Here is a 16,862-nt window from a genome sequence, read left to right on the forward strand (position 1 = left end):
TAATTAGTGAGGTAGTGCTGTCTTAACACTATTTAACGCTTTGATTTGTGGAGGGCTAAAGCCTGCACGTAGCAATTCAAAATCATTAAAATCAACGATAGCTTTTGTTCCCTTTCCTTTAAGAATGTACACACTACCAGAGTTAGTTTTAGCTGATTTAGCTTGGTTATTGATTTCGACTATCTTACTAGAGCAAACATAATCACCTTTCAAAAATCTGCATGAGAAATCCTCATCGATAATAGCCCAAATTACATCACCAACATGTTCGTTTTCTGACATTACAGAAACAATAAACCAATTAGTAACTATTGTTTTCATAAGCATTACCAGCGTTAAAAAGCATTTGCTTATGATAAAAAAATGTTGGTTAAAACTATACTAAAATCATGGAACTAATAAGGATTTTTGGAGAAGCTGTGATTAAAAGATATCGCACTAAAAAATTCTATATTTGTTGTCTCATTTTTTAATGTCAGATTTTGCTTCTCTTTAGAGATCTTTTTAAGGGCAGGAGAGCAGCTTTGTATCATTTTTTAATAGCAGAATACATAAAAGGTGTCCTTATAACTAGGCTTGTAAGGATATTCTCTATTTATATGTGTTCGCATGAATCATTAAAGATACATATACCATGAGCAATAACAGCTCTCATGGTATGTGTATAAGTATGTGCGTTTTAGTTACAAACATACTGCAACTTTTCTAGTTGTTTGACGATAATATAGCTAAGATTGCGAATTTAGACTTGATGTAAATCCCATGCCATTAATTTTCAAAGTCTTGAATTATTGGCACATCTGACAAATTCTGGTTTTGAGAGGCATTATGTTCGTTAGTCGAAACCGAACTCAAATGTGCTTTTAAACCAACTTCTAATGAACTTTTGATGAGTTCTGATACTAGTTGAAGAAGGTCTTCATTAGTAACGCCGCCATTTGCTTGAAGCTGGCACAGTCCAAACATTCCTATACTAAGATATGTATTTCTTTCAGTATTCGTTCTTAAATTGACAATCTCATTTGCAATATTGACAGCTAAGGCCTTTTCCTCACTCGAGCTATCAGGAGATAGTTCAATTCCCTTTATTAAGCCAAGTAGTTCGTTGCTGACATCAACACTGCCACTTTTCTCATGGAATACTTCCGCGCCTTGAACACAACCCTGCCCTTGAGAGTTGACAAAGGCGGCATTATTCTTGGGACTCCACACAAATAATTTTGATTCACTAGGAAGTTCTGCGTAGGTCATCATTGGTTTAGTTTCACCATACCACCCTTGAAACACGCTGCAGCCGCTTAAAAGAGTGAGAGCAAGTATAGATAGGATTACTTTTTTCATTACCATTTTCCTTGTTTAGTTAAAATCTGGTAGGTTTTTGTTTACATTAAATAGTCTGAAAGTATTAATTTTGATTTTATATTTTTAGCAATAGGAATAAATAATTTCCATTATTAATTTTTATTTCATAAAAAGGTTTTGGTTTGGTTCTTTTTTGCTGTTAATTGTTAATGAAAAGGTTTGATTAATATTGTTAGCTGCTTACAGCTTGTAATAACAAGGTGGGGGCGGCTAATTGACATAACATAGTCAAGATAAGTGGGGGAGGGGTCTAAAGAAAAACTTCATGTAAAGCTTTCGAGTGAGTAGGGTTTCATTCTAAAAATTGATATTTTATGCTTTAGCTGATAAATATTGATTTTAGGTCAGGTATTTTCCCTGACCTAAATACATGTATCGAAGAAACTGTTATTAAACTAATATATTTAACTCATTATTTAATGCCATTGCTGCCGAACGATTAGGCGCGTTCAATTTTTCTAAAATCTTCGCGACATGATTCTTCACTGTATATTGACTGATCCCTAGGATCATACCAATTTCTCCATTGGTTTTACCTGATGAAATCCAATCTAACACTTCTTTCTCACGCCCTGTAAGTAAATGAATGGGTGAATTAAATGCCCGCATTGATTCATACCTAAAGAGCTGTGCTTTATGTAGATAAGGTAAAATAAGTTCAATTAAATAAGAGGCTGGGGCTGATGTGTTTGAGCGCTTGTTATTAAATGCCACCATAGTAGCGAACCGAGAATCTTGGTTATCCATATCATATGTCGCTATATCAGATAGCGGGTTTCTAGCTTTGGTATAGCTTTTTAGCAAGTTAATATTATTTAGTTTATTGCAATTTATGCTTTTAAGAAGTTGTTGTTGCAGATCTGGTGAGAATGCGACGGCATAATCAGCTTTTACAGACAAGTTAGATTTATCAATTAGTGCAATGTATAGCGCTTCTTTTTCAGCAAAAAACATAACCTCTTCAAAAATAGTGAGATCAAAAGAACGGTCCTTTATAGATGTTTTTAACAGCTCTATGGCCTTTAAAATACTCGATAGCTCTTCAGTACAACCCAAAAACATGTGCATTCTCCTTAAAATACGATGTCAAGGTAATGAATTTATTAACATTAATCTTATAGACGGCGTAGTTATTAAATTCATAATTAATTAATCGCTTGATTAATTAAAGCATGGATGCGGAATTGATAGCAATTAAAAGTGAAGAAATTGTGAATGAAATAAAATAAACCGCTGATCTTTAGAAATTGTCATAAAAATGGATAGGAAACGAGCAAAATAGGGACATGAAGAAGAATCGAACATAAATTGCTACTTGCTCAAAGAAGGGGATTTAAATTGAATAAGTAGTGTGTTCTTTCCACCTTAATGAGAATTCTAAGCCATAGATGGTCCTATCAGACTATACGAAGTAAAGACGCACGTTGCTAGAATTAATGGGCGATTGAAAGGGATCAAGGTGTAATATGATTGAAAGATTACGGCGACCATCGTCATGGCCATTTTATTTTACTGTGTTGATTTATGCTGCGTTGATTTGGCTACAAGGCCTTTCCAACTCATTGTTGCAAATAATTCATGAATTTGAGATCGCATTAACGATGGCATTGGGCTCTTTTGTGGCCGGTGGAACAGCTTTAGGTGGAGGCGCCGTCGCATTTCCAGTGATGACTAAAGTTTTAGGTATAGAGCCTGCTACTGCTAAAGTCTTTTCTTTGGCCATACAGAGTTTTGGTATGACTGCGGCAGCAATCACCATTTTTTGCCGGCGTATCCCTATTTATACCAACATCGTTTTGATGGCATTGCCAATGTCGGCTTTAGGCGTGGCAATCAGTTTGTTGTATGTGGCTCCTTTCGCGCCGAGATTATTGGTTAAATCGATATTCAGTTTTCTACTCTTATGTTTTGCTATTACCATGGTGCTGCGCTGGTGGCGAAAAGCACATCATCAACCGAGTGCTGAGCATATAAAGCCAAGCTTAGGGCGTTTTTTATTAGTTGGGTTTGTTGGCGGTATTGCCAGTGGTTTGGTCGGGTCTGGTTCGGATATCGCATTATTTGCTTTGCTTATCATTGCCTACCAAGCCGACATTAAAAAAGCCACTGCAACTTCAGTGGTGGTGATGGCATTTACTTCATTGGTGGGCAGCGCCATTAATGCTTGGCATCTCAATGCGATTACGCCTGAAATTGAACAATATCTATTGGCCGCAATTCCTATTGTTGTTGTTGGCGCACCGCTCGGAGCTTATGTTTGTTCAAAAGTGAAAGTTGGCCAATTAGTGAGTTTTTTACTGTTGTTAATCAGCCTAGAAGTATTCTTTACAGGCTATGAACTATGGCAGCAGTAAAAGCAATCTTCACTGGCACTCGCAATCAAGAGAGTTAGCATAAGTATCTATTCTATAAATAAAAAAATAATCTTTAGTTGACTAAATAATGAACTTTATATTTAATTAACCGGTTGATTAATTAAATATAAAGAGAATAAAATGACAACAAAAGTTACTCGAGGAAGGCCTGTTTGCGAAACTAAAAAAGCGGAGCAAAAAGCAAAGCTGATTATCGCTGCACAACATTTACTCAATGTGAAGTCGTATAGCCAGATCACCATTCGAGAAATAGCTGCCGAGGCAAAAGTAAACTCTGCGATGATCAAATATTACTTTGAGAGTAAGGAGGGGTTGTTCGTAGAACTGATCCAAGCCTTAGCTGACGAGCAATTTTCCCACTTTGATGATTTGTATACACAAGCTCGCCCTGTTTATCACTTTATGCGTCAGTTTAATCAAATCTTGCAAACCAACCCCGGATTTGTGCATTTATTAGCGGAAGAAATTCTAAATAAAACCACACCATTAGCACAGGCATTTATGAGTGCGTTTCCAGAGCGAGTGTCGCAATTTTTACCTGAGTTAATCAAACAAGAAGTTGGCATTGATGATAATAAAAAAGCCAAGTTAGCGGCTTTTTCACTAATGACACAACTGGTGTCGCCTTACATCTTTAAAACACTTCGTCAGCAAGCTTGGCAAATCGAAGATGCTGACATTCAAAGCGAACAGCGTGTAAAGGAATTATATCTACAGTTTATTTTTGGCTTAAAGGAGCAACAAACTCATGAGGTGGAATTTTAGTGCAAGAAGGAACTTGCCTATCGCAGTTGCGATTGGCGTTCTATTAGTTGTTATCATTGTTAAATTAAATGCGTCAATGCAGCATCAGCCAGCGACTGATGACGGTCAAGTGGCACATTATCAGTTGCTTCACCAGCGAGCAATAAAGCCAGAAATAGTGGGCTTTGGACGCATAGAGCCTAATATTCAATTTAATAGCATTGCCGAAGTATCGGGTAAGGTCACCTATGTACATCCAGCACTAAAAAAAGGAGAGTTATTTGAAAAGGGCTCATTATTAATATCGATAGACGATAGTGATTACCAACTCCAATTAGCTAAAGCTAACGCTAACTTAGCGGCTGCAGAGGTCGAACTTGCAGCGAAAAAAACCGCACAGTTAAATAATGCGCTCGACATTAAACTTAGCCGCAATAAACTCAAAATAGCGCAAAGTGAATATGAGCGTTTAGCAAGTTTATTACAGCAAAAAAGTATTTCTCAAAATGAGCTAGACAGAGCTCAACAACAAGTTCTATTGCAACAGCAAGATTTACAACGTAACGAAAATACCAAAAGTTTGTTGCCGTTAGAGATCAAAGCTCTACAGGCGGGAGTTAATAAAGCCCTAGCCGACGTGAAACAGGCAGAGCTCGCGATAGGACGCACACAAGTTCGATTGCCATTCACAGGCCGTATTCATAAAGTGAATATTGAGCAATCGCAATGGGTTACTATGGGTATGCCGTTATTCAGTGCCAGCGATGTGGCGCAAGTACAAATAAATGCCCAATTCACCTTTGACGGTTTTCATCAATTTACGGGGTTCTTTCAACGTCCGCCTAATATCAATGCGGTATCAGCACATGGTATGGCCGCCTATTTTGCCGAACAAGGTTTGCAAGCTCAGGTAGAGTTATTGGGTCATGAGGGTATGCGCTGGCAGGCTAAAATTGCTCGCATGAGTGATGAAATAGACCCACAAAGCCAAACCGTTGGGGTAGTCGTCACTATTGATGATAGTTATAAAAATATCACTCTGGCAAATAAGCCGCCTCTATTGGCTGGTATGCGCGCAAAAGTTACATTATTAGCCGCAGAGCAAAACTTCATTGCGGTGCCGAGGGCGGTAGTAAAAGGTCGCTATGCGCTTCTAGCAGATGCACAAAATACATTACAAAAGCTTGATACGCGAAGTGCGCTGAAGCAGCAAAATTATTTCTTATTTCAAGATGAGAATTTAGTCGGTGCGAAACTGATCACCACTGATCTGTTTCCTGTTATCGCAGGCAGTAAATTACAGTTAGTGCCAGAAAATACCGCATTGGCGGTGACATCAGTGAAGGAGCCGCAATAATGATCCGCTTCTTTGCTGCACACCCCACAGCAGCCAATATCTTGATGTTGCTGTTTATCGTGATTGGTTTAGTCAGTCTACCGCAAATTCACCGTGAAACTTTACCTAAAATCAACCAGTACCAGCTCGATATCGTGGTGCCTTACCCAGGTGCCAGTGCAGAAAATGTCGAACAAAAGATCTGTTTAAGCTTAGAAAGTGCGTTAGATGGGATCAGTTTTTTGGAAGAAAAACATTGTGTAGCACGGCAAAATGTTGGCCAGATGACTGTCAAAATGTTTGAACAAGGCGATTTTGAGCAGTTCAGCACTGACGTAAGAAACGCCATCGACACCATAGATGATTTTCCAGTTCAGGTAGAGCAATGGACCATAAATGAGCGAGGACGTACACAAGATGTGGTGAGTGTTGCAGTAACCACTCATGAGGCACAAAATGGAGTGAACAACGGTTTATCGCGCGTTGAGTTAAAAGCATTAGCTGAGCAAGTTAAAGTCACTTTATTGCGCCATCCAGATATTCCGATTGTTGAACTCAATGACTTTTCTAAACATCAACTGCGCGTGACAGCATCACAAGATGCGCTGCAACAATACGGCATGAGTTTGCAAACCTTGAGTCAGCGTTTAACTGCGCAGAATGTCGAGTTACCACTCGGTGTGCTCGAAACCTCAGAAGCCGACACACAAATTCGTATTAAAGATGAACGACGTTCTGCGGAGCAGTTGGCAGATGTAGTGGTGAGTTCAGGTACACAGGGTAATCATGTACGCATCGCAGATTTAGGGCAAGTTAGCGATACGTTTGAACGCGATGAAAAGCAGATCTTTTTTAACGGTGCGCCTGCAGCCATTATCACTATTAAAAAGAACACCAACGAAGATAGCCTACGGGTGTTACATGCCACCGAAGCGGTGCTGGCAAAGTTACAAACAAGTTTGCCAAGTGGTGTGCATTTAACCTTGACCAACGACAATACAAGCTTAGTAAAAGACAGGATCAACCTGTTGATCACTAACGCATGGCAAGGTTTGCTGTTGGTGTTTTTTGTGATGTGGCTGTTTTTCTCTTTCAAATATGCGTTTTGGGTAGTGATGGGTTTACCTGTGTCATTTTTAGCGAGTTTTTTTCTAATGATGCACTTAGGGATCTCAATCAATATGCTCTCTATGGTGGCGCTGTTATTGGCGCTTGGGATTTTAATGGACGATGCTATTGTGATTGCGGAATCTATTGGTTCACATATTGAAAAAGGCTTAAAGGTGCAAGAAGCTGTACTTCAAGGCACTAAAGTCGTTTTGCCTGGCGTGTGTTCTTCATTTGTCACCACTTTATGTATTTTTGTTGGTTTGATCTTTATTGAGGGAAATTTAGGGCAGATCTTAAAAGTGATCCCCATAGTGCTTATTTCTGTTATCACCGTTTCTTTGGTAGAAGCCTTTTTTATTTTACCGAACCACTTAAGCCACGCCTTACAAAGTAAAAGCAAAGATGGAAAATGGGCGCAACGTGTTGGGTCCATTCGGGCTCGATTTGAAACTAAGTTTACCCATTGGAATCAGCAGATATTGCATTTGAACCATGTGTTGATCCGCTATCGATACTTGGTGTTCGGTACAGTGATTGCCACCTTTTTATTGTCTTTGAGTATGTTAGTCTCTGGCGTTCTGAAATTTACTGCATTCCCTGATATTGATGGTGATGTATTGCAAGCGCGCTTGTTAATGCCGAATGGCACACCGTTGGTTAAAACCCAGCAAACCATGCAAAAGATTGAGCAAGCTTTGGCGCGCACCAATGCAAAACTCAGTGAGCAAGAAGAGGGTGAATTGGTGATTGCCAGTACGGTAGTCTATGGGGAAAACCCGGACTACCAAGATCAAGGTGCAAACTTGGCCTATATTTCAGTGGATTTACTCAGTGCTGAGCAGCGCAATACCCACTTGCAGGCTTTTTCGGATCTATGGCGTAAAGAACTAGGTGATGTGCCAGAGGCGCTGAGCTTATCGTTCAAAGAGCCAAAATTGGGTCCTCAGGGCAGGGCTGTTGATATTCGTCTACAGTCTGACGACATAGAACAGCTGAGTCAGGCAGCCTATGAACTAAAAAACTGGTTAAAAGGTTACCCAGGAGTGCAGAACATTACTGACGATTTGAGACCGGGCAAACCTGAGTTCACCTTGACGCTCAAACCGGATGCATTAGTTACGGGTATTACCTCTGCGGACATAGCACAGCAACTTAGGCCTGCATTTCAAGGCAGTAAATTATCTGACATTCATGTCGGGCTCGAGAATTACGAAGTGACGGTTAAGCTGGTAGAGCAAAGCATGGACGAATACAGTGACTTTGATAACTTTCTTATTATTCATCCAAAAAGCCAAGTTGCCATTCCCCTTGCTGCTCTTGTTAATATCGAACAAACCCGAGGGCTCGCAGTGATCAATCGTGTGAATAATATGCCGACAGTATCGGTGTTCGCTGATATCGATAGCGAGCTGAATACCGCTTCTGCTGTGGTGAAAGATGTTGAAAAGCGCTGGTTGTCTGAACTCACTCTTCGTTTTCCCGATATGACTTACAGTATCGAAGGTGAAGTCAAAAATGCGGGGATCACCCAGTCGTCTATGCGCCGCGCTATGTTACTCGGCATGGTAGGTATTTTCTTGCTATTGGCTTTGCAATTCCAAAGTTATGTAGAGCCTTTAATCGTCATGGTGTCTATTCCGTTTGCCATGATAGGCGTTATTTTGGGTCACTTTATTATGGGCATTAACTTCTCGATGCCCTCGCTAATGGGCTTTATTTCATTGGCAGGCATCGTTGTTAATGACTCTATTTTGTTAGTCCAATTTGTGAAGCGTCGTGTCAGAGAAGGTTTGTCAGTACACGATGCAGCTGCGCAAGCAAGTCACGACCGTTTTCGTGCAGTGGTGTTAACATCTGTGACCACAATAGCAGGTATGACGCCATTATTGTTCGAGACTAGTTTGCAGGCGCAGATCTTAATTCCACTGGCGACCAGTATTGTGTTTGGTATTTTGGCCTCAACCTGTTTGGTACTGCTTGTGTTACCTTGCTTGTACAGCATTTTAGAAGACTTTGGGGTAGCAAAGCCTTATCACAGTCATCATGGTACTGATTCAGTTAGTGTGGTTAATGAGCACGGGATAGAGGGGAATGTAAAAGCTTAACCAAAGTTCGGCTTAATTAAGAACTTGCAAAATTAGTCTGCACTGAACGAAGAAGCTTAAAGGCCACAGCGGGGTAAACTGCTGTGGCCTTTTTGTTTCTAGACTTTTTTAGATTAAAAAAAGAGCCCTAACGGGCTCAAACACTAGGCTTAGTTATACCAACCCTCAAAAATATTCAATCATTTCGATGGACTAAAACTGACGCTAACTTCATTGAAAATTTCTTATTTAGGACAACTAAATCGCAAAATTTCCGCTTCATTATCGACACGTTTTCCTTACCTCAAAATAGATCGCTTAATTTAGAGTATTGGTATTAGGTTGGTTAAAAAGTGATTTAAAGTTGCTTTATTAAATTAAATAACCAGAACTTAGATTAAATAGCTTGGGAGCGACCTGAAAGCTGCTTTATCAAATCAATATCGGTATTGCCTATCACGTCGATAGGCAGAGAGATTTTTTTATCTATGATCTTTTTTGCAGCCATAAAATCTTTTGCCGTGTTAATACAGTCAGCTGCGATGATGCGACCTTGTTTTAAATACCACAGTGAAAAACTGCTTGATGAATGTTGACGTAATACGGTGTTGTCATAGCCATGATTTAAGCCCGCGATCTGAATTTTACAGTCGTATTGATCAGACCAAAACCAAGGTACTGACGTCACCGCTTGGTGTTTACCACAAATAGTCGCGGCAGCTGTTTTTGCTTGTGCTAACGCATTTGGCACAGATTCAATACGTGTTGCAATGCCACTGTGATGTTCTATACCTATGGTGCAATCGCCCGCAGCATAAATATTTTTATCTGTGGTTTGGCATAGTTCGTTGACTACAATGCCATTTTGTTCCACGAGTAATCCTGCTTGTTCAGCAAGTTCAGTGTTAATTTCGGCGCCGATACCAACAATGACTAAATCGGCATTAAAATACTGCTCAGCTGTGTCTGATTGGGTTAATGCTTTACAGCGCACTCCAGTCACGTTTTGCTCACCGGTGAATGCTAAAACTTGTGTGTTGGTATGTACTTCTACGCCATGTTGTTGGTGGAGCTGCTGATAAAACTCAGAAATAAAGGGGGCGGTAACGCGAGCAAGCAATCTCGGCGCTTGCTCTAGTAGAGTGATTTGATGGCCCATTTTATTGAGTACAGCTGCAGTTTCTAAACCAATGTAGCCCCCTCCAACCATCACAATACGTTGTTTATTTGTGCTTAGCCGTGCGGCTAGCTGCTCAATGTCTTTTAGGGTTTTAATATAAAAAATATTGCTTAATTCATTGCCTGAACAAGTAATTCTACGCGCTCGACTGCCAGTACAGAGTAGCAAGTGTTCATAGCTTAGACGCTCACCATTTTGCAGTACCACACTTTGTAAAGCGGGCTCTATTCTTGCTACTCGAGTGCGTAGTTTTAGGGTGATGTTATCTTTTTGGTAGGCTTGCTCAGGTCTTATTAATAAGCCTTTTTCATCTACCTGACCCAGTAAATAATTTTTAGAAAGCGGAGGGCGATGGTAGGGCAAGCTGTGTTCATCACTGATCAAAACGATTTCGTCAGTCCAGCCTTCTTTCCTTAAGCTAATACAAGCTTGCGCGCCAGCATGTCCGCCGCCAATGATGATGCATCTTGCCATGATGTTATCCCTTAATTTTGTGACAAAAATTCAGATTGCTCAGACTCTAGTATTGAGATTCAGGTAATCTCACTTGTAAGCCATGGTGTTCATCAGACACTAATACCTGGCAACTTAGACGACTTAATTCAGTCGGCTCTGAGACCATTTCTAGCATATCTGCTTCACTGCTATTTGGTTCGTTTACTTTGCCTTGCCAGTCGTCTGTTAAGTAACAATGACAGGTTGCGCAACTGCCAGAACCACCACACTCAGCTTCAATACCGTCGATCATGTTTTCCATCGCGGCTTGCATTAAAGATGTGCCTGTCGGCACATCTATGGTGGTTTCATTGCCGCTAAAATCAATAAAAGTAATTTCAGGCATAACAACTCCTACACAGAAAAACGACTAAGTTGATTAATTTCAGCCAAGATAGCCGCCGGATCGGCCTCTAGTTGACTGTCCATGGTGGTATTCCAGCGATTTAAAAAGCCACAAATGGCGATGACAGCAGAAATCTCAATGACTGCCGCTTCACTAAAGTGCTTACCTAAGTTGTCATAATGGTGTTTTTCTAGATGAGCAGGCGAGGTGCTTGCTGCAAATGCAAAGCGAAGTGCTGCGCGTTCAGCATCGTCATATAAAATGCTGGTTTCAAATTCAAATGCGGCCAAGACTTTGGCACGATTCACATTCACGCGACTGGCGATATGCGAGAAGTGCCCTTGACAATATTGGCACCCCGCAGCATTGGAGCTGATGGTGGCAATTGCCCATTTTAGTTCTGTGCTTATGTGCTCAAATTGGCTTAAGCATCCAAACAACTGCCCAAATGCTTTAGCTAGCATTGGGTTTTTAGCCATGGTCAAAATACCATTTGGTATAAACCCTAGATTGTTCTCAATACCCTGCAAAATGGGCTCTAACTCAGGAATATCAGCGCGACTAACCGGGCTGACTAAGTGGTTTTTAGTTTGCTGCATTGCAGTCTTCCTAACTGTGATAGCGAGCCATCAAGGTATAGCTAAGCGTAGAACATTCCTATAGTCCCAACGGATCAAGGCCATAGTCCACAGGGGCTATATGGCTATAACAACATTCCCTGTAAGGTTTTTAATAGATTCAAACTGAACCCGAACATTCGCGGCATCGCTTATTATTCAAAGCAAATAAGTCGTGGCTGAAGGATTTGCAAAGACTAGACAGGAAACTAGCATGATTGAAGAACTAATCGACTTTATAAATAACGAATTACTTGAAGGTGCGGCGCCTGATTTAGATCAGCACACACCGCTTTTAGAGCTAGGTATTTTAAACTCACTATCGATGGTGAGATTACTTGCGCATGTAGATCAGCGTTACGGTGCGAAGATCCCTGAGCACGATATTACCCCTGTGCATTTTGAGAATATAGAAACACTTGCAGCGCTTATTAACACCTTAAGCGCAAAAGATGAAATGCAGGCTGAGCAATCGGTATCTGAGCTAGAGCGACTGGTCAAGTTACAGGAAAGCTATGGCATTCAGAGTGAGCTGGTGGATGCAGGTGAAGGCTTTAAGCAGCATGTATTGCGAGTTAAAGGCGATGGTCCTTTATGGATTTTACTCCCTGCACTTGGCAACCCTTCAACATCTTGGTCTTCCACGTTGCGATCAGTACAAGGTCGTCACAATGCTGTAGCGCTTGATTTAGCGGGTTTTGGTTTGAGCCAAAGTGCCAATGAAGCGCCATCTTATGTTGATCATGTTGAGTTTACATTGCAATACCTTGCAACGCTTGAAGAGCAAGAGTGGGTGCTGGTGGCGAACTCCGCAGGCAGCATGATTGCGACCGAGATTGCACGTCGCTTCCCTGAGAAAGTAAAAGCCCTGGTTTGTAGTGGCTTTGGTTTAGTTGAAGACGTCGAAAATTGGTGGGGCGATTTAAAGAAAATGTCGTCAAACCCAGAGCAATTCTTGGCAGCCGCTTATTACCACCCACCAAAGATGACGCCAGCCTTAGAGTCATTACTAGATGATGTTCTGTCTCGCCCTGCCTATCACAGCTTCTTAGATGACTATGCGCGTCAGTCTATCGCGAAAACCTTTGATGGGGTGATGGTACCTACTTTATTTGTTGCAGGTAATCACGACCAAATTATTCCTCCAGAATGGAGTGAAAAAGCCGCTGAGCTTCTTGATAAAGCCAGTGTTACTCGCCTTTCTCGCTGTGGTCACTTCTCGGCTTCTGAACGCCCAGAAGAGTTTGTTTGGGTAGTGGAAGATTTCTTAAATAGGGAAGCAATGTAATGGATCAGTTTAAAAGTTACGACGTTGTTATTATTGGCAGTGGCCCAGCAGGCAGCTTATGCGGTATAGAGTGTCGCAAAAAAGGCTTATCGGTTTTATGTATCGAAAAAGATGAGTTTCCGCGCTTTCACATTGGTGAGTCACTGACTGGTAACGCTGGGCAGATCATTCGTGATCTCGGTTTGGCGGATGAAATGAATGCAGCAGGTTTCCCTGATAAACCTGGTGTGAATGTGATTGGTTCGCTATCAAAGAATGAGTTCTTTATTCCTATTTTAGCGCCGACTTGGCAGGTACGCCGTAGCGACTTTGACAACATGCTAAAGCGAAGAGCCCTAGAGCATGGCGTTGAATATCAGCAAGGCTTAGTTAAAGACGTGATCAAGCATGAAGAAAAAGTGGTTGGCGCGATTTATAAAGCCGATGGCGTTGAGCATCAAGTACGCTCAAAGGTACTGGTAGATGCCAGTGGTCAAAATACCTTTTTATCGCGCAAAGGCATTGCCGGCAAACGTGAAATTGAGTTCTTTTCACAGCAGATCGCTTCTTTTGCACATTATAAAAATGTTGAGCGCGATTTACCGCCTTTCTCAACGAATACCACCATTTTATATTCAAAGCAGTATCACTGGTCGTGGATCATTCCAATCTCGCCAGACACAGACAGTCTAGGAATAGTGATCCCGAAAGACTTGTACTACAAAGAGTGTAAAAACCCAGATGATGCCATCGAATGGGGGATGGAGCATATCAGCCCTGAGATCAGACGCCGTTTCAAAAATGCAGAGCGCGTAGGTGAGTCGCAATCTATGGCAGACTTCTCTTACCGTATTGAGCCGTTTGTAGGAGATGGTTGGTTATGTATCGGTGATGCGCATCGATTCTTAGATCCAATTTTCTCTTATGGTGTGTCATTCGCCATGAAAGAGGGCATTAAAGCCGCGGATGCCATTAAGCGTGCTATCGATGGTAACGATTGGAAAACGCCTTTCTACGAATACCGCGATTGGAGTAATGGCGGTCAGCAAATTGCTGCAGATCTTATTCGTTATTTCTGGATCTACCCAATTTTCTTTGGCTATCAAATGCAAAACCCTGATTTACGCGATGAAGTTATCCGTCTATTAGGTGGCTGTTGCTTTGATTGTGAAGGATGGAAAGCACCGACCATCTTTAGAAATGCCATTGAAGAATACGACCGCAAACAAATGGCTGGTTGAGGATAGATCATGAACTTTGCGTGGAATGAGGATCAGCTCGCATTACATGAGCACGCCTTGAGCTTTGCACGAGATCTCGACTTTTCGAAGATCTCTGCTGGCGAGTTTCCAATGGAAGCTTGGCAATCACTGGGTGAGTTTGGCTACTACGGTTTACCCGTAGATAGCCGCTACTCGCCTTGTGGCAGTGGTTTTGACATTTTAACCACAGTTAAAATTTTAGAGGGTCTTGGTCAAGGTTGTGCAGATACCGGCATTTTATTTGCCGGTGCTGCACACACCTTTGCTTGCGTTATGCCGATTTATGAACATGGTAGTGAAACACTTAAACATGAATTATTACCGGCACTTACCAGTGGTGAGAAAATTGCGGCGAATGCCATTTCTGAAGCTGAAGCAGGGTCAGATATTGGCAAATTAACGACCAAGGCAACCAGAGAGGGTGATTACTACATCATCAATGGTGCCAAGTCTTATGTGACTAATGGCAGTGTGGCCGACTACTTTGTTCTCTATGCGACCACTAACCCAAAGTTTGGCTACTTAGGACAAACAGCCTTTGTTGTGCCTGCTGATTTACCAGGCATTGAAGTGGGAAAAAGCTACAAAAAGTTAGGACTTGACTCGGCGCAGCTCAATCAAGTGTTTTTTGATGAGGTAAAAGTGCATAAGGACTATGTACTAGGCAGTGAAGGGCAGGGGGCGCGTATTTTTGCCGCTTCTATGGATTGGGAGCGTTGTTGTCTATTTGCTTTATTCATTGGTGTGATGCAGAACGATTTAGAGCGCTGCATTGAGTTTGCCAATACCCGTAAGCAGGGCGATAAAACCATCAGTAAATTTCAGGCGGTGTCACATCGTATTGCTGATATGGAAGTACGTTTACAAAGTGCGCGCTTATTGTTGTATTTCGCGGCTTGGCAAAAGTCGCAAGATGTTGATAACACCAAAGCAGTGGCATCAAGTAAATTAGCCATCAGTGAAGCATTTGTGCAATCGGGTATTGACGCTATTCGCATTCATGGCGCGGCCGGTTACTTACAAGAAAGCGGCATAGATAGCAGCATTCGTGATGCCCTAGGGTCGGTGCTGTTTTCAGGTACGTCTGATATTCAACGAGAGCTCATCTGTAACAGGTTGGGCCTGCTATGAAGTTGCTCAATCAAGTTTTAACTCAAGGCTTAGTGCGCGCTGGTGAACAAGCACTGGCGGTGAGCGATAGCACAGAGTCGTATAGTTATGGTGAATTACAACTCAGGGCAACTCAAATTGCAGTGCTGCTGCAAAAAATCGGCGTTAAAGCGGGGGATAGAGTAGGGCTTTGGTGTGATAAGTCATGTCGAGCTTTGGCTGGCATGTTGGCGGTGAGTAAACTCAATGCCGTTTATGTACCAATCGATCCAATGAATCCGAAAGTGCGTGTGGATATTATTCGTCAAGACTGCGACATGAAGGTATTGATCACCAATAAAGCGAAGTTTAGTCAATATCAGCGCGGTGATAATGCTTTATGCGACTTTGTGGTATTAGACGAAGATGCGCTAATTAGCTCTGTATTACATGTACACACGTGGCAGCATATTTCTGCTCAGCAACCAAGCCAGCTCAACTTACCAAAAGAGGGTAAAAGTACAGATTTGGCGTATATGCTGTACACATCTGGCTCAACTGGTGTGCCAAAAGGCGTCAAGATCAGTCATGAAAATGCCCTTGCCTTTATTGAATGGTCTACGAATAAACTCAATGCAACAGTGCAAGATCGTTTTGCCAATCATGCCCCCTGGCATTTTGATTTATCAGTGCTGGATATTTATGTGGCTTTGTTATCAGGCGCAAGTGTTCATTTGGTGTCTGAAATCGACAGCTATGTGGCACAAAAATTAGTGTCATTTGTCGCCCAAAAGCAGATCAGTATTTGGTATTCCGTGCCGACCGCATTGGTGATGATGCTAGAAGCTGAGGCTGACTTTGCAGAGCGTTGCCAGCAGCTTAGAGCCATTATTTTTGCCGGTGAAGCCTTTGCGATTAAACCGCTGAAACAACTTCGCGAAGCGTTTCCCGATGCCGAGCTTTACAACTTTTATGGCCCAACCGAAACCAATGTATGTAGTTACTACAAAGTCCCTCGGGTAGTACCAGACAAGCTGCCTATAGGTTACCCAGCCAGTAATGCTTTGCTTTCAATTTGTGATGAACAAGGTAAAGCACTGCCTGTGGGCGAGCAAGGGTTTGTTACTGTAATTGGCCCGACTGTTTTCAGCGGTTATTGGGGACGCGCAGAACTGCAATCAGAAGCTTATAACACAGGTGATATCGGCTATTTCAATGAGCTGGGAGAGTTGATGTATGTCGGTCGTCAAGATCATATGGTGAAAGTGAATGGTTATCGGGTTCATCTTGGTGAAGTTGAACGCGCTATTTACCAGCACCCAGCAGTGAAAGAGTGTTTAGTTGAGCTCAGCAGCCAAAAAACACTCCATGCGCATATTGCCGTAGAGGGTGATGCGCCATCTTTATTAACGCTAAAAATTCACTGTGCCAAACGTTTACCTAAATACATGTTGCCTGAGCAGGTGATAGTGCACGATGCACTGCCTCGTAATCGCAACGGAAAATTATCGCGTCAATGCTTATCTGGGTTGTCTGCTCAATCGGGATCTGAAAATAACACCCAGATCACGATGAGCGAGGCGTAACACGCTTGC

General features: G+C 41.9%; 14 protein-coding genes. 8 read left to right on the top strand and 6 right to left on the bottom strand.

Features of this window, described 5'->3' with window-relative positions:
• Nucleotides 1-3: 3 nt before the first annotated feature.
• The 3 genes from PP2015_RS02330 to PP2015_RS02340 form a co-directional block, all read right to left on the bottom strand.
• Nucleotides 4-321, bottom strand: a complete 318-nt coding sequence (locus PP2015_RS02330; RefSeq protein WP_058028740.1) for a hypothetical protein — start codon at nucleotides 319-321, stop codon at nucleotides 4-6.
• Nucleotides 322-768: 447 nt separating this feature from the next.
• Nucleotides 769-1,341: a membrane lipoprotein lipid attachment site-containing protein gene (locus PP2015_RS02335; protein ID WP_058028741.1), complete on the bottom strand. Its 573-nt coding sequence runs from the start codon at nucleotides 1,339-1,341 to the stop codon at nucleotides 769-771.
• A gap of 411 nt (nucleotides 1,342-1,752) precedes the next feature.
• Nucleotides 1,753-2,424, bottom strand: a complete 672-nt coding sequence (locus PP2015_RS02340) for a helix-turn-helix transcriptional regulator (protein WP_058028742.1) — start codon at nucleotides 2,422-2,424, stop codon at nucleotides 1,753-1,755.
• A gap of 404 nt (nucleotides 2,425-2,828) precedes the next feature.
• Here PP2015_RS02340 and PP2015_RS02345 point away from each other — a divergent pair, with 404 nt between their 5' ends.
• From PP2015_RS02345 to PP2015_RS02360, 4 genes are all read left to right on the top strand, one after another.
• Complete coding sequence (locus tag PP2015_RS02345) at nucleotides 2,829-3,716, top strand: sulfite exporter TauE/SafE family protein (protein WP_058028743.1); 888 nt, start codon at nucleotides 2,829-2,831, stop codon at nucleotides 3,714-3,716.
• A gap of 141 nt (nucleotides 3,717-3,857) precedes the next feature.
• Entirely contained in the window at nucleotides 3,858-4,502 is a 645-nt protein-coding gene (locus PP2015_RS02350; protein ID WP_058028744.1) for a TetR/AcrR family transcriptional regulator, read from the top strand.
• Entirely contained in the window at nucleotides 4,486-5,838 is a 1,353-nt protein-coding gene (locus tag PP2015_RS02355) for an efflux RND transporter periplasmic adaptor subunit (RefSeq protein ID WP_058028745.1), read from the top strand. The genes PP2015_RS02350 and PP2015_RS02355 overlap by 17 nt, the downstream gene beginning before the upstream one ends.
• Nucleotides 5,838-9,032, top strand: coding sequence for an efflux RND transporter permease subunit (locus tag PP2015_RS02360; protein WP_083496494.1), 3,195 nt, complete (start codon nucleotides 5,838-5,840; stop codon nucleotides 9,030-9,032). Before PP2015_RS02355 ends, PP2015_RS02360 begins: the two co-directional genes overlap by 1 nt.
• A gap of 376 nt (nucleotides 9,033-9,408) precedes the next feature.
• Here PP2015_RS02360 and PP2015_RS02365 read toward each other — a convergent pair whose 3' ends face one another.
• From PP2015_RS02365 to PP2015_RS02375, 3 genes are read right to left on the bottom strand one after another with little or no spacing between them, the layout of a single operon-like run.
• Nucleotides 9,409-10,665: an NAD(P)/FAD-dependent oxidoreductase gene (locus PP2015_RS02365; RefSeq protein ID WP_058028746.1), complete on the bottom strand. Its 1,257-nt coding sequence runs from the start codon at nucleotides 10,663-10,665 to the stop codon at nucleotides 9,409-9,411.
• A gap of 46 nt (nucleotides 10,666-10,711) precedes the next feature.
• Nucleotides 10,712-11,032 carry a 2Fe-2S iron-sulfur cluster-binding protein gene (locus PP2015_RS02370; protein ID WP_058028747.1) on the bottom strand — a complete coding sequence of 107 codons (321 nt, stop codon included), beginning with the start codon at nucleotides 11,030-11,032 and terminating at the stop codon, nucleotides 10,712-10,714.
• An 8-nt stretch (nucleotides 11,033-11,040) separates the two neighbouring features.
• Complete coding sequence (locus tag PP2015_RS02375; protein WP_058028748.1) at nucleotides 11,041-11,631, bottom strand: carboxymuconolactone decarboxylase family protein; 591 nt, start codon at nucleotides 11,629-11,631, stop codon at nucleotides 11,041-11,043.
• A 232-nt stretch (nucleotides 11,632-11,863) separates the two neighbouring features.
• On the opposite strand from PP2015_RS02375, the gene PP2015_RS02380 reads away from it, so the two are divergent.
• Genes PP2015_RS02380 through PP2015_RS02395 form a run of 4 tightly spaced genes read left to right on the top strand, consistent with a single transcriptional unit; the run spans nucleotide 11,864 to nucleotide 16,853 of the window.
• Nucleotides 11,864-12,937, top strand: a complete 1,074-nt coding sequence (locus tag PP2015_RS02380; protein ID WP_058028749.1) for an alpha/beta fold hydrolase — start codon at nucleotides 11,864-11,866, stop codon at nucleotides 12,935-12,937.
• Nucleotides 12,937-14,157, top strand: a complete 1,221-nt coding sequence (locus PP2015_RS02385) for an NAD(P)/FAD-dependent oxidoreductase (RefSeq protein WP_058028750.1) — start codon at nucleotides 12,937-12,939, stop codon at nucleotides 14,155-14,157. The genes PP2015_RS02380 and PP2015_RS02385 overlap by 1 nt, the downstream gene beginning before the upstream one ends.
• A gap of 9 nt (nucleotides 14,158-14,166) precedes the next feature.
• Nucleotides 14,167-15,309 (top strand): acyl-CoA dehydrogenase family protein, encoded by a 1,143-nt coding sequence (locus PP2015_RS02390; protein WP_058028751.1) that lies wholly within the window; start codon nucleotides 14,167-14,169, stop codon nucleotides 15,307-15,309.
• Nucleotides 15,306-16,853: an amino acid adenylation domain-containing protein gene (locus PP2015_RS02395; protein WP_058028752.1), complete on the top strand. Its 1,548-nt coding sequence runs from the start codon at nucleotides 15,306-15,308 to the stop codon at nucleotides 16,851-16,853. The genes PP2015_RS02390 and PP2015_RS02395 overlap by 4 nt, the downstream gene beginning before the upstream one ends.
• Nucleotides 16,854-16,862 lie beyond the last annotated feature (9 nt).

Origin of the sequence: Pseudoalteromonas phenolica (assembly GCF_001444405.1) — a bacterium.
In the GTDB taxonomy this organism is placed as follows: domain Bacteria; phylum Pseudomonadota; class Gammaproteobacteria; order Enterobacterales; family Alteromonadaceae; genus Pseudoalteromonas; species Pseudoalteromonas phenolica.